Source organism: Baekduia alba (assembly GCF_028416635.1).
Taxonomy (GTDB): domain Bacteria; phylum Actinomycetota; class Thermoleophilia; order Solirubrobacterales; family Solirubrobacteraceae; genus Baekduia; species Baekduia alba.
Genome location: NZ_CP114013.1, coordinates 4,433,056 through 4,454,172 on the forward strand (window position 1 = coordinate 4,433,056; position 21,117 = coordinate 4,454,172).

Annotated in this window: 22 protein-coding genes; 5 read left to right on the forward strand and 17 right to left on the reverse strand. The window is 69.8% G+C overall.

Going from position 1 to position 21,117, the window contains the following annotated elements; genetic code table 11:
- Positions 1-101: 101 nt before the first annotated feature.
- The 7 genes from DSM104299_RS22195 to DSM104299_RS22225 form a co-directional block, all read right to left on the reverse strand.
- Entirely contained in the window at positions 102-1,064 is a 963-nt protein-coding gene (locus DSM104299_RS22195; protein WP_272473843.1) for a lytic transglycosylase domain-containing protein, read from the reverse strand.
- Entirely contained in the window at positions 1,061-3,286 is a 2,226-nt protein-coding gene (locus tag DSM104299_RS22200; RefSeq protein ID WP_272473844.1) for a hypothetical protein, read from the reverse strand. Before DSM104299_RS22200 ends, DSM104299_RS22195 begins: the two co-directional genes overlap by 4 nt.
- On the reverse strand, positions 3,264-5,684 hold the full coding sequence (locus tag DSM104299_RS22205) for an ATP-binding protein (RefSeq protein ID WP_272473845.1): 2,421 nt from the start codon (positions 5,682-5,684) through the stop codon (positions 3,264-3,266). Before DSM104299_RS22205 ends, DSM104299_RS22200 begins: the two co-directional genes overlap by 23 nt.
- Positions 5,669-6,256 carry a hypothetical protein gene (locus DSM104299_RS22210; RefSeq protein ID WP_272473846.1) on the reverse strand — a complete coding sequence of 196 codons (588 nt, stop codon included), beginning with the start codon at positions 6,254-6,256 and terminating at the stop codon, positions 5,669-5,671. The genes DSM104299_RS22205 and DSM104299_RS22210 overlap by 16 nt, the downstream gene beginning before the upstream one ends.
- A complete protein-coding gene (locus tag DSM104299_RS22215; protein WP_272473847.1) occupies positions 6,253-6,516 on the reverse strand; it encodes a hypothetical protein in 264 nt (87 codons plus the stop codon). The genes DSM104299_RS22210 and DSM104299_RS22215 overlap by 4 nt, the downstream gene beginning before the upstream one ends.
- Positions 6,517-6,662: 146 nt before the next feature.
- Complete coding sequence (locus tag DSM104299_RS22220) at positions 6,663-7,484, reverse strand: hypothetical protein (protein WP_272473848.1); 822 nt, start codon at positions 7,482-7,484, stop codon at positions 6,663-6,665.
- A gap of 611 nt (positions 7,485-8,095) precedes the next feature.
- Positions 8,096-9,151, reverse strand: a complete 1,056-nt coding sequence (locus tag DSM104299_RS22225) for an SDR family oxidoreductase (RefSeq protein ID WP_489886060.1) — start codon at positions 9,149-9,151, stop codon at positions 8,096-8,098.
- 94 nt (positions 9,152-9,245) lie between these two features.
- On the opposite strand from DSM104299_RS22225, the gene DSM104299_RS22230 reads away from it, so the two are divergent.
- Both DSM104299_RS22230 and DSM104299_RS22235 read left to right on the forward strand, forming a co-directional pair.
- Complete coding sequence (locus tag DSM104299_RS22230; RefSeq protein ID WP_272473850.1) at positions 9,246-9,572, forward strand: ArsR/SmtB family transcription factor; 327 nt, start codon at positions 9,246-9,248, stop codon at positions 9,570-9,572.
- Entirely contained in the window at positions 9,569-9,991 is a 423-nt protein-coding gene (locus DSM104299_RS22235; protein WP_272473851.1) for a PPOX class F420-dependent oxidoreductase, read from the forward strand. The genes DSM104299_RS22230 and DSM104299_RS22235 overlap by 4 nt, the downstream gene beginning before the upstream one ends.
- A gap of 58 nt (positions 9,992-10,049) precedes the next feature.
- On the opposite strand, the gene DSM104299_RS22240 is transcribed toward DSM104299_RS22235, so the two are convergent.
- From DSM104299_RS22240 to DSM104299_RS22265, 6 genes are all read right to left on the reverse strand, one after another.
- The gene (locus DSM104299_RS22240) at positions 10,050-10,598 is read right to left on the reverse strand and encodes a hypothetical protein (RefSeq protein WP_272473852.1); all 549 of its coding nucleotides are present in this window, start codon (positions 10,596-10,598) and stop codon (positions 10,050-10,052) included.
- Between the two features lie 42 nt (positions 10,599-10,640).
- Positions 10,641-12,809: an Ig-like domain repeat protein gene (locus tag DSM104299_RS22245; RefSeq protein ID WP_272473853.1), complete on the reverse strand. Its 2,169-nt coding sequence runs from the start codon at positions 12,807-12,809 to the stop codon at positions 10,641-10,643.
- 38 nt (positions 12,810-12,847) lie between these two features.
- Positions 12,848-14,173 carry a sigma-70 family RNA polymerase sigma factor gene (locus tag DSM104299_RS22250; protein ID WP_272473854.1) on the reverse strand — a complete coding sequence of 442 codons (1,326 nt, stop codon included), beginning with the start codon at positions 14,171-14,173 and terminating at the stop codon, positions 12,848-12,850.
- A 224-nt stretch (positions 14,174-14,397) separates the two neighbouring features.
- The gene (locus DSM104299_RS22255; protein WP_272473855.1) at positions 14,398-14,859 is read right to left on the reverse strand and encodes a hypothetical protein; all 462 of its coding nucleotides are present in this window, start codon (positions 14,857-14,859) and stop codon (positions 14,398-14,400) included.
- A gap of 14 nt (positions 14,860-14,873) precedes the next feature.
- Positions 14,874-15,242, reverse strand: coding sequence for a hypothetical protein (locus tag DSM104299_RS22260; RefSeq protein ID WP_272473856.1), 369 nt, complete (start codon positions 15,240-15,242; stop codon positions 14,874-14,876).
- A 511-nt stretch (positions 15,243-15,753) separates the two neighbouring features.
- Complete coding sequence (locus tag DSM104299_RS22265; RefSeq protein ID WP_272473857.1) at positions 15,754-16,134, reverse strand: hypothetical protein; 381 nt, start codon at positions 16,132-16,134, stop codon at positions 15,754-15,756.
- 132 nt (positions 16,135-16,266) lie between these two features.
- Here DSM104299_RS22265 and DSM104299_RS22270 point away from each other — a divergent pair, with 132 nt between their 5' ends.
- Complete coding sequence (locus DSM104299_RS22270) at positions 16,267-16,620, forward strand: hypothetical protein (RefSeq protein ID WP_272473858.1); 354 nt, start codon at positions 16,267-16,269, stop codon at positions 16,618-16,620.
- Here the strand turns inward: DSM104299_RS22270 and DSM104299_RS22275 are convergent.
- Positions 16,617-17,183 carry a hypothetical protein gene (locus DSM104299_RS22275; RefSeq protein WP_272473859.1) on the reverse strand — a complete coding sequence of 189 codons (567 nt, stop codon included), beginning with the start codon at positions 17,181-17,183 and terminating at the stop codon, positions 16,617-16,619. The two genes, DSM104299_RS22270 and DSM104299_RS22275, sit on opposite strands and share 4 nt — an antisense overlap.
- A gap of 181 nt (positions 17,184-17,364) precedes the next feature.
- On the opposite strand from DSM104299_RS22275, the gene DSM104299_RS22280 reads away from it, so the two are divergent.
- Positions 17,365-17,592, forward strand: coding sequence for a ferritin-like domain-containing protein (locus DSM104299_RS22280; protein WP_272473860.1), 228 nt, complete (start codon positions 17,365-17,367; stop codon positions 17,590-17,592).
- Positions 17,593-17,623: 31 nt separating this feature from the next.
- On the opposite strand, the gene DSM104299_RS22285 is transcribed toward DSM104299_RS22280, so the two are convergent.
- The 3 genes from DSM104299_RS22285 to DSM104299_RS22295 are packed head-to-tail and all read right to left on the reverse strand — an operon-like array spanning position 17,624 to position 18,710.
- On the reverse strand, positions 17,624-17,995 hold the full coding sequence (locus tag DSM104299_RS22285; protein ID WP_272473861.1) for a nitroreductase/quinone reductase family protein: 372 nt from the start codon (positions 17,993-17,995) through the stop codon (positions 17,624-17,626).
- A complete protein-coding gene (locus tag DSM104299_RS22290) occupies positions 17,992-18,546 on the reverse strand; it encodes an SDR family oxidoreductase (RefSeq protein WP_272473862.1) in 555 nt (184 codons plus the stop codon). The genes DSM104299_RS22285 and DSM104299_RS22290 overlap by 4 nt, the downstream gene beginning before the upstream one ends.
- A complete protein-coding gene (locus DSM104299_RS22295; protein WP_272473863.1) occupies positions 18,543-18,710 on the reverse strand; it encodes a hypothetical protein in 168 nt (55 codons plus the stop codon). Before DSM104299_RS22295 ends, DSM104299_RS22290 begins: the two co-directional genes overlap by 4 nt.
- 144 nt (positions 18,711-18,854) lie before the next feature.
- Here DSM104299_RS22295 and DSM104299_RS22300 point away from each other — a divergent pair, with 144 nt between their 5' ends.
- Positions 18,855-21,047, forward strand: a complete 2,193-nt coding sequence (locus DSM104299_RS22300) for a choice-of-anchor J domain-containing protein (RefSeq protein ID WP_272473864.1) — start codon at positions 18,855-18,857, stop codon at positions 21,045-21,047.
- The last annotated feature ends 70 nt before the right edge of the window (positions 21,048-21,117 follow it).

Genomic DNA, 21,117 nt, shown 5'->3' on the forward strand with positions numbered 1-21,117 from the left:
GATCGTCCACGCGACGCCGGCGGCAAGGACGAGGCCTCCCGCCATCCACGCCATGCCAGGCAATGCGTCGTCGAGCTCGGTCTTCTTGTTGTTGTCGTTGCTCATCGTGACCCCGTGAGGACTTGGACCCACGCGGCCGGCGGCCCGCTCGGGGCCGGGGCATGGATCCATGAGAGGTGGAGGTGGTTGCCGCGCCCGTGGCCCGGGTCGCCGTCGTAGCCGACCCACCGGAACGGCGGCCGCGGGTGGTTCTGTTGGGGCTCGGCCCAGTGGGCCAGCGCGTCGACCTCGTCCCAGGTGCCGCCCGGTCCGGGGACGAGGTCGACGGCGAGGCCGAGCGGGTGCTCGCCATGGGGCTCGTGTCCGGTCGGGGCGTAGCCGGCGGTGACGGTGACGTGGAAGCGCGCGCGCAGGAACGCGAGGTCGGAGAGCAGCCGCTCGTCGATCGTCATGCCGGGCTCGCCGGGAGTCGGGACGATCCGTCCACCGCCGAAGACGCGACCGCCGCTGCCGACGTCGAGCGGCGCCGAGCACACAGCGGCGACGTCGGTGGTGCCGGTCGACAGCGCCCGCGCTTGGTCGAGAACCCTGGTGACGTACCACTCGGCGTGGTTGTAGCCCAGCAGCGCCCGGTGCCAGTCGGCCGGTGCTCCGAGAGCTTTCAGGTACCGGGCGGCCGAGGTGATGGCGTCCGCGGCGGCCATGGGGTCGGCCTTGCCGTCGCCGTCTGCGTCAACGCCGTAGCGCCTCCACGTGTCGGGCATGAACTGCGTCCAGCCGATCGCGCCGGCACTTGACGGTCCCATGTTGCGACCGAAGTCCGACTCGACCTTCGTCAGCCCGGCGAGGATCGCCGGTCCTTCGGGGTCCAACCCGTATGCCTTGGAGGCGGCGGCGAACAGCGGTGACAACTCGGCGGGTACGGCGTTGTCGTCGAGGTCGGCAGACGGGCATCCGCTCTGGCCGCTGGCTCCGGAGGCCATGAGCATCCAGCCGGTGAGGGCTGCGGCGCAGAGGGCGAACGTCGCGAGGAGCGCGGCGACCGCTGTACCGGCGGCTTTCATCGCCGACGCCGTCCTTGTCCAGCGCGCCGTTGTCGGCGCTCGGCGCGCAGCTCGGCGAGGCTCTGCGCGCGTCGCTGTTGCAGCTCGTCATCGTCGAGCCAACGCCGCGCTCGCTCGTCTGCCGTGCGGTCGCCCGGTCTGGCCTGGGCCGCGGCGAGCAGGTCACGTTCCTCCGCGGTTCCCTCCGTGTCGGCGCCGCGCAGCTCTTCGGCGCGCCGTGCGCGGTGCACATCGAGATCGGTCCGCGTGACCGAGTCGCCGGTGAGCGCGCGGTTGCGGTCGGCGTGGCGCACGGTCTGCTCGGCCTCGGTCGCGGCAGGGTCGGCCAGCATCCCTCGCAGGTGTTGGCGGTGGGCGATGAGCTGGCGCTGTTCGGGGTTGGGCGCCGGCGGCTTGGACTTGGTCGCGTTGGCGACCGCCGTCGCCTCGTCGTGGCCCGCCAGGCGCCGGTCGGTCGCCCGGAGTTCGCGCTGGAGCACTTCGCGTTGCGCGACGACCCCGCGGGCCTGGTCCTGTCCCGAGACGATCTCCTCGCGATGGCGCTGGTCCAGCCGCTCGGCGGCGAGGGAGCGGGTCGCTGCCGATCGGGCTTCTTGATGTTCTTGGCGTGAGGTTCGGACGGCTTCGGCGCCGGCGCCTGCTGGGGCGGTCGCGCGTGAGGCCATCTGTCGCGCGCCGCGTCCGAGCATCCAGGCGTAGTAGCCGTGGGAGAGCACGTGCCCGATGCCGTCGCCGTGTTGCTGAGGGAGGCCGCCGGAGACGAAGTCGAGGATCTCGTGGCGCTTGATGAAGATGCCCCACCAGAACGCCGCCTCTAACAGCCAGGTGCCGAACCACCCGAGCTCGAGCCCGCCGAACACGCGGCTGGCCACGAGCACGACGGTGAGGAAGATCGCGAAGACGAACTTCGCGACCTCCGCCCCGAGGAGGCGCTTGATCCAGGCGATGAACGTCGCGCGGCCTCCGTCGCCGAGCGCCGGTGCGATCAGCATCGCGGGCGCGATAAACAGCAACACCAGCCCGAGGCCCGCGGCGAGCACGAGCCGGACGCCGAGGTAGGCGTACAACGCGATCGCTCCGGTCAGCCCGACCAAGATGATGACCAACAGGGCCAGGCGTGGGAAGGTGCCGCCGGCTTCTTGGATGCTCGCGCGGTCAGAGTCCTTGTGGACGAGCGACTCGACGTCGTCGGGCAGCTTGCGGTCACCGCCGATGCCCAGGACGTCCTTGGCCGCGGTCAGCGGGTCGGGGAGGCCTCCTCCGCCGTCGTCGCCCTTCATGAGCTTGTGCAGCCGTCCGCGCTGCCAGCCTTGGGCGGGGTAGTTCAGCCAGAGCTCCGCGTTGGTCGCGCGCGACGGGTCGCCTGTGCGGGCGTCGCAATAGTCGAGCGATCCGAACTCCAGCGCGCACCATGGCTTGCGCACGGTCGTGTCGAAGACCTGGCGCAACGAGTTGGCCAGCGCGTCGCGCGGATCGTCGGCACGGCTGCCCGTGCCGGCCGCGAGCACGGCCATGCCTGCGTCGTTGGTCGCCCGTGCCGCCCAGCCGACGGTGTCGTCGGGTCGGCTGATGATCAGCAGCCCGCCGACCATCAACGCGACGGTCGCGGCGAGCCCGGCGATCGTCTCGGTCGTGCGGCGCTGCACGAGGCCTCGGTGGATTCCCCACACGCCGGTCAGCGAGATGCCGAGCAGCAGCCACCAGTCGCCGAAGGCTTGGTCGTGCAGGCGCGCGAGCGTCGTTCGCAGCTGCGGCATCGCCTCGTTGGTCAGGTCAAGCGAGAACGCCCACTCCAACAACAACAGGACGCCCTTGACGATGTAGAGCAAGGCCATCCACAACCCGGCGCCGAGCGTCTGCAGCGCGCCGAGGAACGAACGTCCCGGGTCGGTGATCGAGAAGCCGACGCGAACATCGATCCCATAGCTGCTCAGGGGATGGGGCTCGGCGACCGAGCCGCTGGCCCGGCAGCTACGCCGCGCGGCCGCCGAGAGTCCATAGCGGCAGGACGGTGACGTCGCGCCCAAGGAGCGCGACGGGTCGGAGTACGCGTCGTCAGACGTCTCGGTCGGTGCCGGTACGGCCGTCGATGCCGGGACGCTCGTCGAGGCCGGCGCTGAGCTCGTTGCCGCGGTGCCCGTCGCCGCGTGGGCGGGCGACGCGAGCCCCGCGCACGCGACAACGACTGCCAACCAGCAGCTACAACAACGCCATCTGGTCATCGTCTTCGACGCCGGCTCCTCGCCGGGGTGGGGTCGTCGTGAGCTGCTTGAGCAGGGTGCCGAGGTCGATCTGCACTGCGCCGACGCGGCCCTCGTAGTCACGCACCAGGCACTGCCCGCGGCGGAAGCGCTGCTGCCGAGCGACCAGCGCCGTGTCCTCGACGTCGAGGCCGAGATGGGCGATCACGCGCTTGGCCTCGCGCTCGGTCTTGACGCCGAAGGCGAAGTGCCAGCCGACAAGATCGATGACCGCTTGCAGGCCGTCGAGGAGCTGGTCGATTAGCACCGGGGTGCCGTTCTGACTGCGGCACCACTTGACGATGCGCATCACCAAGGAGAGGCCGACGACGTCGCCGACCAACTGGGAGACCTCCTCGAGGATCAGCAGCTTGTGGCGCGAGCGATCGCTGCCCAGCAGATCCATCGCGTGAACGGCCAGCAGCCGAAGCAGGGCGCGGCCCGTGCGCTCCTCAGGTGTGAGCTCGGCGCGCGGCGTGCCCGACTCAGGGAGGACGAGGTTGACGATGCGCATGCTCGTCACCGGCTTCTGCACCACGGGCGGCGGCGCCGTCGCGCGGTCAGCGAACCCGAGCTGGACCAAGCCCGAGCCGGCATGGATCTCCAGCGCACGTGCTGCCGCCCGCGCGTCGTCGCCGCCCTGTTCGAGGCGGTCGAGGATCAGGCCGCTGCTGCGGGCGCCGCGGTCGACGGCCTCGGCGACGGCGGCGCGGATCTCGGTCTGCCACGTCGGCGGGACCGGCGCGGGCAGCAACTCGGTCAGGAAGGAGTAGGCCAACTCCACGCGCATGTCCAGCGGGGCGATCCGCATCGGATCAAGACGTCCGCGGTCGCGATCGCCAGCGGTGATCTCGACGTGGTCGACGTGCTCCTCACCGATCGCCTCGGCCAGGCGGTGGTCGCCCTTGGGGTCGATGTCGACCACCGCCGAGCCGGTCATGAACGCCCCGGCCGCCAAGAGCTGCGCGGTGGCGGTCTTGCCTCGGCCGGGCGTTCCGGTGCAGAGCACGGCCGGGGTGTCGTCCTCGCGCGACCCCTCGGTCGCATCGAAGAGCACGGGCTGCGGCGAGCCTGACAGCGTGTGGCCGATCAGCAGCCCGGTGCGCGCCCCGACGGCGTGGGTTGCCGTGGGCACCATCGCGCCGAGCTGCTCGGGCAGGAACACGTCGTCGTAGCGCCGGACCCGCGGCAGCTGCGCGGGCAGATGGCCGAGCCACAGCGGCAACTGGATGTCCTTCGGGCGATGCAGCGCGATCGGCGCCAGCTCACGGCGCAGTCGTCGGACGCGCTCTTCGAGCTCCTCGGCCGACCACGCGCCGACGGCGAAGCTCACCTGGCCGCGAAGCAGCGGTGGCCGGTCGGTGGCCGTCAGCTCGTCCTCGAGCTCGCGGACGAGATCGGGACGCACGGCGGTGCGTGCGCTCGGGCCGTGGTCGCCGTGGCTCTCCTCGGCGAAGGCGTGGTCGGCGTCCACGATCCGACGGCGCACCAGCGACAACGCGGCATCGTTAGGAATCCACCGCGCCGAGAAGGTCGCGTCAACCGGAAACCCAACCGCCTCCAGCGGCGCAAAGAGCAGCTCCGCCTGCCGGCCCGGAAAGGTCGTCGTCTCGGGCAGCGCCCCGGCGACAAGAACAGCCTGATGGACCTCCCCCACGATCAGCGTGTCGCGCTCGACGATGATCGGCTCGTCAAGCAGCGCCATCAGCTGCGCTTCCAGCGGGCGGAACCGTCGCCCGCCGTCCTCGTCCTCGGCGTCAAGGACCAGCGCTTGGGGCCGCCAGTGCTCGTCGCTCTCCGGTTCGCCGACCCCGCGCAGCGCCGTGCGGCGCAGCAGCCACTGCAACTCGGCCGTCGATGCACGCTCAACATCGAGGTAGTCGCCGGCCCGGCCATAGGCGACCGCCTCGTGATCGAGAACCTCGTCGAGCCGACGCTGCGAGATGCCACGCGCGTCGCGCAACCCCACGAACCGGCGCACATCACCCAGAACCCCGGCCAACGAGCCGGAGAACCCCGACGGCGCGTCGAGCCGCACGGCGAGAAAGACCTCGGCGGTCGCCGCGCCGTAGCGGTCGATCGCTGTCGCGTGCTCGGTGATCAGCGCCGCCAGCCGCGCGTCCTGACCATGGACCGGGTCAAGCATCTGTCGTGCCGTCCGGGCGTACTGCAACGACGACGCCGCACGGCTCACGCGCAGGATCTGAAAGTCGGCCTCGGCCGCCGCCGCGAAGCTGGCCAGCGCGGCCAGACGCTCGATCTTGGCCGCCGTCGACAACCCGGCGTAAGACGCGGTGTGCACCCGAAACAGCGCCCACGCATCAGCGGCGTCGCGACCGAACAGCACGTTGCGCCACGCGAAGCTCAACGGCGCGCGCACGGCGCGACCTCCAGACGCATGCCCGACGACAGCGCGACCTCCTGGGGCTCCGACAACAACGTGTCGTCGGTCCCAGCCAGGCGTAGCACTCGACCTCGGAGCTCGAGTCGAGCCGGACACCGCAAGAGCACCGTGCCCGGCCCCCGCACCACACCGGCCCGATAGCCGGCCGAGCGCTCATCGGACGCGACCGCGACCACCCCCAGATCGACGTCGCGTACCGGAGCGCGCTCAAGTCCTACAAGTCGCCGAGGCCCGAGCAAGAACATCATGTAGGCGATGATCGCCTCGTGGGCCGGGCGCCCATCCGCGCGCCGATGACACAGCGCGCGGGTGATGACGCCCGGCAACAGGATCAGCCGCACCGGCCACGGCAGCACCCCGAGCAGCGCTCCCGCCAATGGCAACGAGCCCGCGATGACCAACGCCACGGCGACCGCCGCCGCGTAGGCCAGCGCCACCAGCGGAATGCCGTAGGGCACCGGGATGCGGAACCGGTCGATGCGATGCAGCCGCCGCTCCAGCTCGAAGGCCAGCCGGTAGGAGCGCAGCGTGACCTTGTTATCGCTCATGTCCCCTCCAGCGACTTCCAGAGATCCACGATCACGCTCTTGACCATGTCCTGAGCGAAGATGAACCCACCCAGGACGACAACAAGTCCGGCGAGCACGACGCCGCCGTTGACGTCACGGCGGCCGAGGATCGGCAGCGTCACCAAGCCGGCCACCGCGAGGAACAGGCCGGTCGACAGCGACTTGACCTGGTCGCCGAGGTTCTTGCCGAACTGGCCCGGGTCGGCCATCGCGCTCGTCGCGCCGAGCGCGGCCCACATCAGGGCGATGAGGGTGCTCAGCGCGAGCCGGCGGATCCGCCGCAGCGTCGCAGCGCTGCGACTGGGTGCTGGAAGGCGTCGCACCCGGCGACGCGGCGGCCGTGCGGTGCTCGGGACGCGAGATGGAGATGTCATCGTTGTTGCTCCTAGCTGAGGGGGTTGACTTGGATGCCGCGCACCAGCCACCGGCCGCCGACATGGACGACCCGCAGCTCGTAGCGAAGAGACAGCCGCACGCCGCCAGGCCCAGCGGCGGTGATGGCCACCGCGACGCGGGTCGGCCGCGCAGCCCAGGTGGTCGCCTCGACGCCGACCAGACGCGTGCGGGTCGGCGGCAGCGTCACCGCCGCGCCACGCGCAAGATCGGCGGCCAGGTCGACGCGATCGCCGGCGAGGTAGTGGCGGATCACGCGCGCGGCGACCTCCCGAAGCTGGGCGTCGTCGACCTCGAGCTCGGCCGGAACGACCGTGCTCGCGCGCACGGCGGGCGGTCCGACGAGCGAAGGTGCGGAAGGTACGAAGCGCCGGCCCGCTCGATCGACGCCGACCGGAACCGCCAGGTACCAGGAGCGCCGGCCGTCGTCGAGCAGGACGGTCACCATCCGCCCGCCGCCGGCTCGCGGCTGAGACGCGACCGCCGTCGACCAGCGAACACGGATCCCAGCGCTGCTCGCGTCCGCGGCGGACGCGGTCTCCGGCAACCCGTAGGCCTTCATGGCTCGGTCGCGGTCGGCGGGATCTGCCGTCGCGGGTGCGACGAACGCCCGCGCGAATGCCTCAGCGAAACCGTCGAGCGAGTCATCGGACGATGCCGACGACGTTGCCTTGGTCGGCGCGGCGGCGTCCTTGGCCAGCGTCGCGCGCAGTCCGGCGAGGCTCAGGATCGAGCAGCACGTGATGAGCGCGACACGGGGCGCGCGAGCGCGCCAGCGCAGCACCGAGATCGAGACGACCCGAGCGCGCGGCATCTAGAAGAACTCCCGGGAGATGCCATCGCTCGAACGAGCCGGCGCCGGCGCGGGTCGCACCGGAGTCGGAGCCGGACGGGCAGGAAGCTGAGGCGCCGCCGCCTGAGGAGAAGGCGACGGCGCAGAGACGACCGCCGGGGCCGCAGCATGCGACCGGCGCCGCCGATGGTGCTTCGGGTGCTTCGCCGGCACCACCCGCCGCCGCGGCCGAGGCCGCGCCCGGTGAGCAGGCGCTGTCCGCGCTGGACTGACCGTCGCCAACGACGACGTCTCCGGCGCGGACGGCTGGACGACAGCGACCCGATGCCCCGCATGGCCTGACACAACAAGAGCACCAACAACTCCTGTCGCCAGGGCCACCGCCGCAACCCGCGTGTCCCACCACGAGCCGCGGCGCTGAGCCGGAACGACGATCGCTTCCGAGCTCACCGACTCATCGGTGACCTCGAAGATGATGGACTTGGGTCGGAGCGAGGCAACCATCGCTCCTTAGTCGACGAGCGGCCAGATCACCCCTCCCCCCTCTTTCGCGGCCCGCCGGGCGAACTGCAAGCGGAAGTCCACCCGGTCGCTCGTCAGCCGCTCCGGCAGCCGTTGACCCCGTCTCGGCGTCAGCGGGGCGGGATGATGCGGCGGGCGCGCATCTCGTCGAAGATCCGGACGAACATCGCCTCGGTGTCGACGTACTCGTGGAAGCCGTGACGCCGCGCCTTGGAGCCGTCAGCGATCAGGTCGTAGTCCCAGGAGAACACGGCGTCGCCGAAGACCCAGGAGGACACGTCGCGGTACGGCGTCGGCGCAAGGTCGTGAGCGGCGACGATCTGCTCCCAGACCGGCTCCTTGTCGCCCATGACATCAGCCAGGCGCATCGGCAGGGGCGGGGCGACGGGGATGTTGAAGTCCTTCGCGAGGATGGGCCAGAGGTGCTCCCAGCGGAAGAGGTCGCCGTTGTTGATGTTGTAGGCCTGGTTGGCGGCGCGGGGGTCGGTGGCCGCCCAGACCATCGCCTTGGCCAGCAGGCCGGCGTCGGTCATCTCGATCAGCGACCGGTACGCGCCCGGCACGCCGGGGAAGCGCAGCGGGACCTTCAGATGCTTGCTGACCGTGGCGTAGACCGCGAGGACCATCGCCAGGTTCATCGGGATCCCCAGCGCCACTCCGCAGACCACCGACGGGCGCAGCGCCGACCACCTCCAACCCTTGCCCTCCTGGAGGCGCTCGAGGAAAGCCTGCTGCTCGACGTTGAACTCCGGCGGCATGTGCGGCAGATCGTCCTCCCGCGCCGGGCTCTTGAACGGCCCCAGATGCGCGCCATAGACCTTGTAGCCCTGCATCAGCTGGACGTGACGCAACCCGGCGGCGACCGGCTCGATCGCCTCCAGCACGTTGACGAGCATCCGCTGGTTGGGCTCCACCAGCTCGGCGAAGGTCGGCGCATCCTGATAGGCGGCGTAGAAGACGTGGGTGACATCGGACAGGCCGGCCAGCACGGTCCGCGTGGCCGCGGCGTCGTGCAGGTCGACACGCACATGGCGCACCCGCTCGGAGTCCTCGCCCCCGCGCCGCGAGAGCCCGATCACCTTCCAGCCACCCAGCTCTTGCAGGTGGGCGACGAGGTTGCCGCCGATCACCCCACGGGCCCCGACCACCAATGCCACGTTGTCCATCATCTTGCTCCGATCGCCATATCGTGAATTACCGATGTCCCGATCGAACGTAGCAGGCATCGGAAGATCACGATGTCTCGATATCCTCATGGCCATGGCTCCAGCCGCCGCCTCTGACACCGACGAGCTCGTCGACGTCTTCAAGGCCCTGTCCAACCCCAAGCGCCTGCAGATCATGGCCTGGCTGCGCGACCCCGCCGAGCACTTCGCCCCGCAGGCCGACCCGATGGACGAGGTCGGCGTCTGCGTCAAGCAGATCCAGGCCAAGGCCGGCATCTCGCAGTCGACCGCCTCGCAGTTCATGTCCGTGTTGCAACGCGCCGGGCTGGTGGAGAGCACGCGCATCGGGCCGTGGACCTACTACCGCCGCGACGCCCAGCGCATCGCCGCCCTCCCCGACCTCCTCAAAGGCACCCTGTGACCCCGCTCTCCCCCGAGCTCCAGACGCTAATCGTTTCCGGACCGCTCGCACACCTCACCACGATCAACGCCGATGGCAGCCCGCAGGTCACCATGGTCTGGATCGGCCTCGACGGCGAGACGATCGTCAGCGGCCACATGGGCCGCTACCGGAAGTTGAAGAACATCGAACGCGATCCTCGCGTCGTGCTGTCCTTCGCCGCCGACCGCGACCACGACCAGGTCCTCAACCCCTACGCCGTCCTGACCTGCACCGCTACCGTCGAACCCAGCGACGATGCCTGGGATCTTCTGGACCGCCTGACCAAGACCTACATGAGCCCCGACGCCACCTTCCCCGCCCCACCCGGCCCCGGCTACATCGTCCGCTACCGCGTCGAGCGCGTCGGCGGCGTCGGGCCCTGGGCCGACGTTCGCTGAAAGCACGCCAGGCGAGGGGGCCGCATTTCCGCCGTCGCCCTTGCCGTGTAGGGCTGCGTCAGCAGGCGACGATCAGATGAAACGGAAGGTCGGCCGGGTTCCCGGCGGCATCGTAGGTCTGAACGCCTGCAGACCCCGCATGATCGTTGACGGTGACCCGGCCCGCCGGAGCAGACGAAGCATCGGTCGTTCCGAGTGTCGCTGAGTACGCGCAGCCGCTCACAGATTCGGAAAAGCCGACGACATATGTCCCCACAGCCGTGTCGCGACCGCCCGACTTCGCGTCGCCTCGCACGAAGCCTCCGCCGGCGGTGACAGCGGCGAAATGCTTAACCGCTGGTGCGCCAGAGGGGCCTTGGGGTCCAGCTGGCCCGGCCTGACCTCGCAACGAGGTTCTCGCCGAGGTGCTGATGTCCTGGAGGCGGATCGTCCGGTCGCGGATCTCGCCGGTGTGGACGGCGTCGGTCTTGATCTGCGTGGTGCCGACGCTGTTCTTGGGCAGCTTGATCGCGGCGTAGGACGAGCCGCCCAGGGCGATGAACAACGCGAGCGTCGCGACGACGTTGGCGTAGGTGAGGCGATTGACGAGGCGGCGCAGCATCAGCATGTCTCCCTTAGGTCTGAGGCGTTCAGCGTCGGAGTCTCTCCCCTAGACCCCACGCACTCGAACACGGACAACGCCCGATCGGCCCGTCGCAAACGGATATCCCGTCTCGAGCGGAACCTTCGCACGGAAGCGATAGGTCTGGTTGCCGCGCGTTCCGTCGAAGCGATAGTCATAGGCCCACAGTCCGCGGCGGCTCGCGCGGGTGGTCGCGAAGGTCCGCCACTTGCCGCGGATGTACGCCTGGACCTCGACGAGCTTGCCGTGTTCGGGGATGCGGCCGGTCTTGATCCGACCGTGGAAGCGCACCGACTCGCCATTGGCCCGTCGCCGGTGGTTGGGCCGCATCGACGTCTCGGACCGCACGTTCAAGTTGAGGCTCTTGGTCGCGCCGCGGATCTGGCTGGTCCCGCCGTAGCGGATCTTGATCGACCGGCTCGGACCCTTGCGAACCAGGAACGAGAACGCGCCCGTCCGGCTGGTCTTGACGGTCGCGATCAGCCGCGGCGGCGTCACGCCGTCCTTGATTTGCGTCCACGCCTCGACCTCGACGTCCTGCAGCGGGTTGCCCTCAGGGCTCTTCAGCGTGCCGCGGACGCGAACGAGCTGGCCGTAGCGGGCGTAGGCCGAGCGAGCCAGGTGAGCCTTGTCGCCGTGACGGATTACGACGCCGGACTTCAGCCGGGTCTTGAGCCGCAACGGCAGGGTCACCGTCTCAGCGCTGCCGTCGACTCTCGTGGTCGTGGTGCGCTGGTTGCCGGCCAGGTCGGTGGCGGTGGCCTGCAGCTCGAAGACGCCGTCGCCGAGGTGCTCGTCGTCGATGTGCGCGACGAGCTGGCCGTCCTGGAAGGCGGTCGGCAGCGCCAGCCAGTTGCCGCCGCCCTGGCGTCGCATCTCGATCTGGCCCGAGGCCACGCCGGAACCTCGGTCGCTGGTCTGCACCGCGATCAAGGTGGGGTCGTTGGGGTCGGGCGCCAGGAACGCGGCGCTGGGGCTCGCGTCGTCGTAGCGCAGCGTCACGGGCGGGGCGGAAAGCCGCTGGTCTTGGTTGCCGGCGCTGTCGCGCAGCCACAGCTTCAAGGTGTAGGCACCGGGAGCCGGCAGCGCGATGTGCGACACCGAGGCCAGGTCCGCGCCGGTGGCCGACCCGTGCGTGCAGGCACCAGAGGTTGCCGGCACCGGGCAGAGATCCCACTCCGCGCCGGCGACCGGGGCACCGACAGTTGTCGGATCCGACGTCCAGCTCACAGTGAAGTCATTCGACGGCCGCCATCCGTCGCCGCCGACCACAGCCACGTTCTGTGGCGGATCGGGCGGCGAGTTGTCGATGTAGATCGTCCGCGCGACCGACGATGGATTCCCGGCGGCGTCAGTCGCCGTGAGCGTCAACGTGTGTGGCCCGTCTGCGTATCCCTGCGTCGCGATCGTCTTGTCGAACGACTGCTGCGGGCAGGGCGACATGTAGGTGTAGTCGCATCCCGCGGCCTGCGCGATTGGGGTCTGGCTATCGACTTCCGCGGCCGTTTGCTGGACCCCGGCGCCATCGTTCGCGTCGAATCCGACCGGCTGCGTTCCGGAAAGCCACTGGTCGCTGGTCCAGAGCGCGCCGCGTCCGCGCGACAAGCTAGGAGGCGTGTCGTCTCGTACTCGAACATCGACGTTGCGTAGGTGGATCGAGGCGACCCCGTTGCGCGTGCAGGACCCCGCACCGCACCGCGCTTCGATCCGCACCCGCGGCGCTCCGACGCCGTAGCTGTAGCGGCCACCGAGGAACGTGTTCTCGTCGGTCTGAAACTGGCTGTCGCAGTTCTGGCCCGCGGGCAGGCCGAAGAGGACGCTGCCAGCCAGGTCACGGTTGCCGCCAACGAGCTCCACGCCCCAGCTGCAGTCCGGACGGCGCATCCCGACCTCGAAGCTGACCGAGTCGATCGAGTTGCCTTCGGGAGCGTCGGCAATCATGTAGGCGCCCTGCAAGAACGTCGACGCCGAGCCGTCGTAGACGTTGCGCGCAACGATGCCCTGGCCCGCGGGACAGTCGGTGTAGGCGGTCATCCCGCCGTCGGCCGCCGCGCCCCACGAGTGGTTCGCGCCGCCCGCCACCGTTTGGTTGCAGGAGATGACGTCATAGCCGCCGGCGAGAGCCACGCGCGGCACGACGGCAAGAGCGATGAAGATGAACGCAACGCCAAACACATGACGCAAAGGACGACTCATACGGGCCTCCTGAAAGGAACGGGTGCTCCTTAGTCGACTCACGGCGTGAACTCCCCTCCCCCATCTTTCGGTGCGGCCGCCGGCTGCTGAGGCGCCGAACTGCTGCCGAGATTGCCGGGACCGAACTCGGTGCTGCCCTTCGGCGCCGGCGAAGGCGGCGCCGTGTACTTCGTCGAACTGACCGGCACCCGCTTGTGCGGTGCCTTGTGCTGGGCCTTAACCTCGGTCCTCGTCTGCGTGACCGTCTTCTTCGGCAAGCGCACAATTTGGACGTGGTCGCGCGGCGGTTCGACCACGCGCGGGCGAGAGGAACGAGGCTTGCTGGCGGTGCGGGTGGGCGGGTGCTGCCGAAGGTGGTCGACGACGCTGACGCAGATGGCGCCCGTGCCGCCGACCGCGAGGCAGAGCGCGACGACCTTGGCCGTGACCGCCCCGGCACCGATGGTGGCGCCGCCCACCCCGGCCTGCTCGACCAGGCCGCTGTCGGGCAGGCCGCGACCGGTCAGCCGATCTGTGAGATGCCGGCCACCGGCCCAGAATTCGTCGAGACGGTTCGTGATCCGACCGAGACCGCGAAGCCGCTCGTGCTCCTCGACGAGGACCGGCATCGGCAGCACCGCGGCGACATCGCCAAGGTTGGTCCGCATCGCGTGCAACATCGCCCGGCACGCCGGGTCACGCTCGACCATCGCCGCGGCGTGACGGCGCTGACGCGACGAAGCGATCCCCAGCTCGCAGGCCAGCAGCAAGCTGCGTTGACGGCGCGCCCATCGCGTCTGGCCGCCGTCATCGACTGCCAACTGGGCGCCGATCTTCTTGTAGGCCGCCGTGATGATCGCCTCCAGCCGCTTCTCGCTGACGCCCAGATGCTCTTGGACTTCGCGAGCGGAGAGATGCTCATCGAAGCGCAGTTTCAGTGCCGCGGCCTGCCGCTCGTCCAGCGACTCGACGACCAAACGCAGCGCGTCACCATCGAGCCGAAGCTGCGCCTGCTCCTCGGGCGATAGCTCGCCATCGGACGCCGCCGCCAAAACGGCGCTCGAAGGGTCGACGGAGTCGGGGCGACGGCGCTTGGTCACGTCCGCCGCCCGGCGCCACGCGATCTTCTTCAGCAGCGCACGGCGATGCTCCACCGTCTCGCCCCGCGCTTCCAGCGTCAGCAGCTCGGCCCACGCCTCCTGGTAGATCTCCTCGGGATCCTTGAGGCGCGGGAAGTCGGCGCGCACCATCGCCAGCACGCTGGCACGGTGCTGGGCGTAGTCGCGTTCGATCTCGGCGTCGCGCGCCGCAGGAGGATGAACGTTGGAGGGCATGTCGACGATCAGCACACGGCTGCCGCTCTCTCTGTCGACGAGCCCGCCCATCACCCCTCACCCTAATTGGTGGCGCGGGCTCAGCGCAAAGCCCGCCGACAGGGTCGTCGCGCCCCGGACCGATGCTCGAGCTCGAACGCAGTTGCGCGTTCTCAGCGTTGGGACGGCCGGTGCGTTCCTGCCTGCCCGCCGGCGCCCGCTCGCGTGATCCCGCAGCGCCGAGGTCACTTCACCTCGAACGCTGTGTCGCACGCGCGGGCGCCGGCAGGGCGCGATCAGGCCGAGAGACCCTCGCTCTGGACGTACTCGGAACCCATCAGCGTCTCGCTCCAGGCCGAAGCTGCCGAGATCGCATCGCGCAGTTCCTCTGGCGTGGCGTCACCGCGACCGCTGAACCGCTCGAGCACCGCGACGAGCCTGTTCGCGGCCTCGGCCGTCGCGCCGCGGATCGCCGGACCCAGCAGCCACGTCGGCCCCGAGACCAGGACACGACCCTGCTCGTTGGCCTTGGTGCTCGTCAAACGGTCCAAAAGTGCCGTCACGGCCGCCAGCACCTCGGCAGGCGTACGCCCGCTGCTGAACAGCAGCGTTTCGGACGGCCCGGCATGCGCCTCCGCTCCTTCGGCGTCGTCGGCCACGGCAGCCCAGTGGCCCAGTTCGTCCTTCAGTCCAGCGACCTCACGCTCGCGCAGACGCAGCGTCAGTGCTGCGGGGTTGCCCGTTCCGGTGACCTTCATCGTGCTCGCCTCCCCTAGATGACGTTCGTCGGTTCCGGCGGCTGGCCACCGAGACGGTCACGGAGCTCGATCAGCTCCCGTGCGAGATCCAGCTGGCTCAGGTACTGCTCGACGCCCTCCAGGGTGTGGGGCATCTTGACCGGCATTTCCCAGTCGATCGCGCCGGGGATGAGGGCGAGCGCGTCGCCGCGCGTCAAGCTGTCGCGCTCGAACGCGTCGATGAGGTGAACCGCAGCGATGACCTCGTCGCGCATGTCGGCAGCGAACGCGTTGTCGCATCCGTCCTCGAGCATCCGGTCCGCGGTCGCGGAGAGAAGCTCGCGCAGGTGGTCGGGGATGACGACCGCGTCATCGTCGGACTGGATAGCGTCCGGGGTGTCCATGGAGTACAGCTCCTTGGGCCATGCCCCCGGCCGTTACAGCGGCGCGGGGGCGCTTTTTAGTTGTGGTGGAAGATCGCTCCTCCGAGTCCGAAGGTCTTGAGCTTCGGAGACTCGCCCCGGGGAGGTCTTCCATCGGACAGCAAGGGGCCTGTCTCGGAGCGGCAAAACTCAGCCGACGTGCGCGGGTTCACGGGCGTCGCATCGCCCACGGCCGGCCGCCGCGGTTCGCGCAGTCGGCGCCCATCCAAAGGTCACGAATCACTCAGCGGAGGATGGCCGTCCGTATCGGCCGCGTGCAGCGGACATCGGATACCGAAGCCTTTGGTCTTGCGAGTTGCGTCTTCAAGCAGCGGGACGCCCCAGAGCTCGTCAAACGGCAGAAGCCGTCGATCGTACGGGTGCAACACGAACGCCTCCGGCTGACCTGAGCACGTGGCGTTGTGGTGGTCGAGGGCACACCGAAGGCGGTTCACGTTCTTCGCCAGGAAGCCGGTGCTGAGTGACGAGCCAGTCAAGATGCCTCAGGATCCTCGAAGCTGATCACGAGATCGGTGCGTCGATGGCTGGTCTGCAGCGTGGTCCAGCCGGGCTGCGGCGCAACCGCGACGGCAGCGACGATCGCCAACCGCTGGCTCTCGCTGTCCGAACACCATGACGGCGCGGTGAGCCGCACGATCAGGGCACCGGGCATGCCTGCGACGACCAGTTCGCAGCCATCGTCGAGCGCCACTGCACCCGCCCCACCGTCCTCTAGCACCCGGTGATGTAGCAGCGGAGCAGCGACGCGTATGGCATGGATCAGGTCGGCGAGCCGCTGGCGATGACCCAGCCACGGTCCCGCCGCCCCATCAGCGCCCGTCGTCTCCGCCGTCGCGTCGTCGGCCGCATCCACGACGCCGATCCTACGGGCGACACGCGCTGGAAAACAGGGAGCTCTCTGCTAGAGTCCTGTTACAGCGTTACAGCCGTGGGGTACTTAGGCCGATAACCGGCTAGAGCCCCTCCCCGCGCCAGGAGAACCACGATGTCTGCCACCACCACCGTCCGTGTCCCCGTCGCGCTTCAGCGCGAGGTCACGCGTGTCTCGGAGTTCGTCCAGGAGACGCCAGGCGAGCTCCTCACTGCCGCATGGGCGGAGTATGTCGAGCGCCATCGCGACGACATCGCCGCAGACCTGCAGCGTGCGGCGGACCTGGTCCGCAACGGCACGCTCGAGGACCTCGTCGACTTCGTTCAGGATGCACACCACGCGGTGGTGCACGTCGACCTCAACGATGTGATCGCCGCTTGGGAAGACCCCGCCGTCCAGGCGGTACTCGACGCGTCGCGCACCGCGTTGTCGGCCTCGCGCGCATCGGGCCGACGGATCGAGCTCTAGGCAGCCGGTTTGCTCAGCGGCACGTACAGCCGCCTGAGCACCGGCTCGCCATCTCGTGCCTTCAGTTCCGTCTGCGATTCGCGCATCGCGTATCGGCTCTTCCACATCTCTGCGGTCGGCTCGTCGTAGGGATCGAGCGCGAAGACGGTCGCGCTCGCTTGCGCAGCGATCTCGAGGGCAACCCCGATCGCATCCGTCACGAGCAGCCCTCCGTCGATCTTATGCCGCGCGGACTTCGCGATCCACGTCAGCAGCACCGCGCCCTGCGTTGAGAACGTCAAGTCGAGCTTCTTGCGGTGATGGCTCGACAGGATGACCTGCCCGACGGTGAGCGCGTAGAACCCGACAACCTCGTCATCGACGACAGCCAGATACGGCTGTGACTCGCCGCCCAGGCCATCCGCACGAAGCCACCGCGCGGCAGCTTGCGCCGCCGGTAGCGATCCCGGATCGAAGTCAGCGATCGCCTGCTCGAGCCGTGGGCGGGCTTGCAGCGCAGCGGCGTTCCAGCGGACCCACAGGATGGTCTCTTCGGCGATCGGTTCAGACGTTCCAGGCAACACGCGGGAGCGTACGAGAACCGAGCCGAACGAACGCGACCCCGGTTGAAACGGTGCCGGCGCGACGGCGCCTTTTGCAGAAATTGGTCCGCAAATTGGTCCGCAAGCTCCGCGCCACGCCCACCTCAGCCCACGAAAAAGGCCCGCATTTGCGGGCCTTTCGTACGTATCGGGGAGACAGGATTTGAACCTGCGACCGCCCGGCCCCCAGACCGACGTCGTCCACGTCATCAAGGGCGTGATCGAGGCCGAGACCGGCGCGATCGAGCACTACAACGCGGTCATCGAGGCGACCGAGGGCGTGGATCCCGTCACCAACGACATGGTCATCGCGATCCTCCGCGACGAAGAGGGGCACCGGCGGCTGTTCGAGGGCTACCTGCGGGAGTACGAGGCCGAAGGGCTCGCCTAGGCGGCGGCCGGGGTGAGCGCGACGACCGGGATCACGCGGCTGGTCTTGCGCTCGTAGTCGGCGAAGCCGGGGAAGCGCCGGGCCTGCTCGGCGTACCACTCGACGCGCTCGGCCCCAGCTCGGTCGCGTGGACGGCGACCTCGCCGGCGCCGACCTCGATGGTGGTGTCCGGGTGGGCGACGAGGTTGTGGTACCAGGCCGGGTTGGTGTCGGCGCCGGCCTTGGACGCGAACACGAGGTAGCGCTCGCCGTCCTTGAGGTACATCACCGGGTGCACGCGGGGCTCGCCGCTACGCGCTCCGCGGCTGTGGAGCAGCAGCACCGGCGCGCCCTCGAAGTCCCCGCCCAGCTCCCCGGCGTTGGCCCGGAACTCCTCGATGATGGATGCGTTGAGGTCGTTCATGGCACCCAATTGTCCAGTGCGGGGGTGACCTGGAGCTCGTGGGTCATCGCGCGCGGGCTCTGAGAGGCGAGGTAGGCGACGGCGTCGGCGAGGCTCGCGGGGTCGGTGGTGGCGGCGTCGTCGCCGCCGGAGCGGTCGATCGTCGCGTCGACGATCAGCAGCGCGACGTGGATGCCCTGGGGGCGCAGCTCCAGCGCCGCGGCCTGGGTGAGCGCGCGGACGCCGAACGCGCCGGCGGCCCACAGGCCGCGGCCGGGCATCGCGCGGCGCGACGATCCACCGGTCACCTGGATGACCGTCGCGCCGGAGCCACCCTGCTCGGTCAGGAACCGCGCCGACGCGCTGAGGAACGCGAACGCGCCACGCACCGGCATCGCGCTCCAGTCCTCGAAGCCGGACGCCTGCGCCTCCGCCAGCGGACCGCCCCCGAACGGCCCTCCGGAGCGGCCTCCGCCGTAGGGCGACGCCGCGTTGACCACCAGGTCGAGCCGGCCCTTGCCCCGCGCCGCCGCCGCGCGCAGCGCGTCCGTGACCGACGCCGGGTCGGTCACGTCGACCTCCAGCGCCTGCGCGCCCGCCGCGCGGACGCCGCGCGGACGCGGTCCAGCGTCTCGGCTGCGCGGGCGCCACCGGTCACCGTCCACCCGTCGGCGAGCAGGCGCTCGATGACGGAGAAGCCGAGGTTGCGGGCGCCGATGACGAGGGCTGAGGGCATGACGCCAACCTTTGCAGAACTTTGGCGTCCGACCTTGGCGCCGCGACGCCGCAAGGCTTGCGCGGCGTCGCTCACATCGGGTAGGACTGCCGCAAGTCGCAGGGGTCCCGCCAAGGGGGCTTCTGCCATCCAGATGGGGGAGTAATGAGCAGAGGGAACCTCGCTGCCGGCGTAGCCGCCGGCATCGCCGCCGCATGCCTCGGGGTCCTGCCCCTGGCGTCGGCATCGGCCGCGGTCACCGCCAAGGCCGCGTCATCGGCATCGTCGCTCGGCGTGCGGGAGCTTCCGCCGGGCCAGCGGTACTCGACCAGCCAGCTTGGCGTCACCAGCGCCCAGCGCAACGCCCAGAAGGTCGCGCCCGCCGCGGCCGGCACGCCCGCCGTCGGGACGGTCCGCTCCTGGATCGCGCTCGACGACTACAACGGCATCCTCTATCGCAAGGACTACACCTTGCGCGGCGTGGGCGACCACATCGAGGTGTGGGTCGCCAACGACCTGTCGTTCCCGGCCGGCGACTGCCGCAGCCAGGTCGCGTCGACCACCCAGATCACCGACGCCCAGGTCGAGCACCTGGTCACCGAGTTCGACGGCAACATGTACCCCAAGGAGACGAGCACGTTCAGCACGCCTCCCGACCGTGACGGCACCAACGCCCAGATCACCGGCGACTACACCGGCGACGGCGACAAGACGGTCACGCTCGTCGACAACGTCCGCGACGACAACTACTACACCTTCCCCGCGGCGCCCACCTACATCGCGGGCTTCTTCTCGTCGCAGTTCAACGAGCTGGTCGACCGCAACGTGATGACGATCGACGCGTTCGACTGGCTGCACCGCACGACGGCCGACCCGCCCGACGAGCCGACCGACGACCTCTGCACCAGCCGCCCGGCGCGCCCGAACCTCTACGAGGGGACCTTCGCGCACGAGTGGCAGCACCTGCTGCAGAACTACACCGACCCGTTCGAGACGACGTGGCTCAACGAGGGCCTGTCGGACTTCGCCCAGACGCTGACGGGCTACGTCGACGCCAGCGCCACGGTGTACGACAAGGGGGCCGACAGCCACATCTTCTGCTTCGAGGGCTTCGGCACGGTGCAGACGGCGTTCAACCCCAACCCGCGTGACTGCGGCGGGCCGGAGAACTCGCTGAACCTGTGGGGCGAGGACCAGGGCAACGCCAACGCGGTGCTCGCCGACTACGGCAACGCGTACTCGTTCCTGCTCTACCTGTATGACCACTACGGGGTCGACATCATCTCCAAGCTCCACAACGACGGAGCGCTTCAGGGGCTGGCGAGCACCGAGGCCGCGCTGAAGGCCGAGGGCGCGTCGAGCCTGTACCGGGTGCTGCACGACTACCAGTCCATGACCCTGCTGGACAAGACCGTCGGCGACGCCAAGCACGCGATCGTGCTCGGCACGTCGGCCAGCCGGGTGACGACCAAGAGCCTGCGCTCGTCGGTCAACCTGGCCAACCCGGACGCCAACGACGATCCCGGGGCGGCGCCCAACGGCGCGGACTACGTGGCGCTCCAGGGTGCCGGCGGCAAGGCGCTGCGCGGACGCGACCTGCGGTCGCTGACGTTCAACGGCGCCAAGACGCTGCCGACGACCCCGCTCGCGTGGACGGTCGTCAGCGACGACCCCGACCGGCCGGGCAACCCCGTCCTGTTCTCGGGCAACGACAACAACACCGACGCCTCGGCGGTCTTCTCCGCCTCGGTGCCGGCGGCCGATCCGACGCTGACGTTCCTCGCCAAGTACGGCGCGGAGGCAGGCTACGACTACGGCTACGTGCAGGTGTCGACCGACGGCGGCGCCACCTACACGGCGCTCCCCGGCAACCACACGGTCGACGCGCCGCTGGGCCCGGGGCTGAACGGCACGACCACCGGGTTCGAGGGCGAGTCCTATGACCTGTCGGCCTACGCCGGCACGGACGTCCTCATCGCCATCCACTACATCAGCGACGGCGGCGTCAACGAGGGCGGCCTGAAGGTCGACGACATCAGCGTCGGCGGCACGGTGATCAGCGACGGGTCGTCGCTGGCCCCGTTCAAGTCCCCGACCGAGATCAAGCCGGTCGACGTCCACAACTGGAACGTCAAGCTGGTCGGGATCCGTCCCGGCAAGCTGCCGGTGGTCGCCCAGGCCGAGTTCGACGGCAAGAGCACGATCAAGCTGAACCGGGCGCAGCTCGCGCTGCTCACCCCGTTCGACCAGGTCGTGGCGATCGTCGCCTACGACGAGCCGACCGAGCAGGTGCAGCAGTACGCGCCGTACACGCTCACCGTCAACGGCACGGTCCAGCCGGGCGGCGCCTCCGGCTAGCGACGCGGGACGTGGCTCCATCCGGATCCGGCGGGCAGCGCGCCCGTCGGGTCCGGACGCCACGCGGGCT

Coding starts and splice junctions, on each gene's coding strand:
- DSM104299_RS22195 (WP_272473843.1), bottom strand. CDS start 1,064: ATGAAAGCCGCCGGTACAGCGGTCGCCGCGCTCCTCGCGACGTTCGCC.
- DSM104299_RS22200 (WP_272473844.1), bottom strand. CDS start 3,286: ATGACCAGATGGCGTTGTTGTAGCTGCTGGTTGGCAGTCGTTGTCGCG.
- DSM104299_RS22210 (WP_272473846.1), bottom strand. CDS start 6,256: ATGAGCGATAACAAGGTCACGCTGCGCTCCTACCGGCTGGCCTTCGAG.
- DSM104299_RS22215 (WP_272473847.1), bottom strand. CDS start 6,516: ATGTGGGCCGCGCTCGGCGCGACGAGCGCGATGGCCGACCCGGGCCAG.
- DSM104299_RS22220 (WP_272473848.1), bottom strand. CDS start 7,484: ATGCCGCGCGCTCGGGTCGTCTCGATCTCGGTGCTGCGCTGGCGCGCT.
- DSM104299_RS22225 (WP_489886060.1), bottom strand. CDS start 9,151: ATGGACAACGTGGCATTGGTGGTCGGGGCCCGTGGGGTGATCGGCGGC.
- DSM104299_RS22230 (WP_272473850.1), top strand. CDS start 9,246: ATGGCTCCAGCCGCCGCCTCTGACACCGACGAGCTCGTCGACGTCTTC.
- DSM104299_RS22240 (WP_272473852.1), bottom strand. CDS start 10,598: ATGCTGATGCTGCGCCGCCTCGTCAATCGCCTCACCTACGCCAACGTC.
- DSM104299_RS22245 (WP_272473853.1), bottom strand. CDS start 12,809: ATGAGTCGTCCTTTGCGTCATGTGTTTGGCGTTGCGTTCATCTTCATC.
- DSM104299_RS22250 (WP_272473854.1), bottom strand. CDS start 14,173: ATGGGCGGGCTCGTCGACAGAGAGAGCGGCAGCCGTGTGCTGATCGTC.
- DSM104299_RS22255 (WP_272473855.1), bottom strand. CDS start 14,859: ATGAAGGTCACCGGAACGGGCAACCCCGCAGCACTGACGCTGCGTCTG.
- DSM104299_RS22260 (WP_272473856.1), bottom strand. CDS start 15,242: ATGGACACCCCGGACGCTATCCAGTCCGACGATGACGCGGTCGTCATC.
- DSM104299_RS22270 (WP_272473858.1), top strand. CDS start 16,267: ATGTCTGCCACCACCACCGTCCGTGTCCCCGTCGCGCTTCAGCGCGAG.
- DSM104299_RS22285 (WP_272473861.1), bottom strand. CDS start 17,995: ATGAACGACCTCAACGCATCCATCATCGAGGAGTTCCGGGCCAACGCC.
- DSM104299_RS22295 (WP_272473863.1), bottom strand. CDS start 18,710: ATGCCCTCAGCCCTCGTCATCGGCGCCCGCAACCTCGGCTTCTCCGTC.
- DSM104299_RS22300 (WP_272473864.1), top strand. CDS start 18,855: ATGAGCAGAGGGAACCTCGCTGCCGGCGTAGCCGCCGGCATCGCCGCC.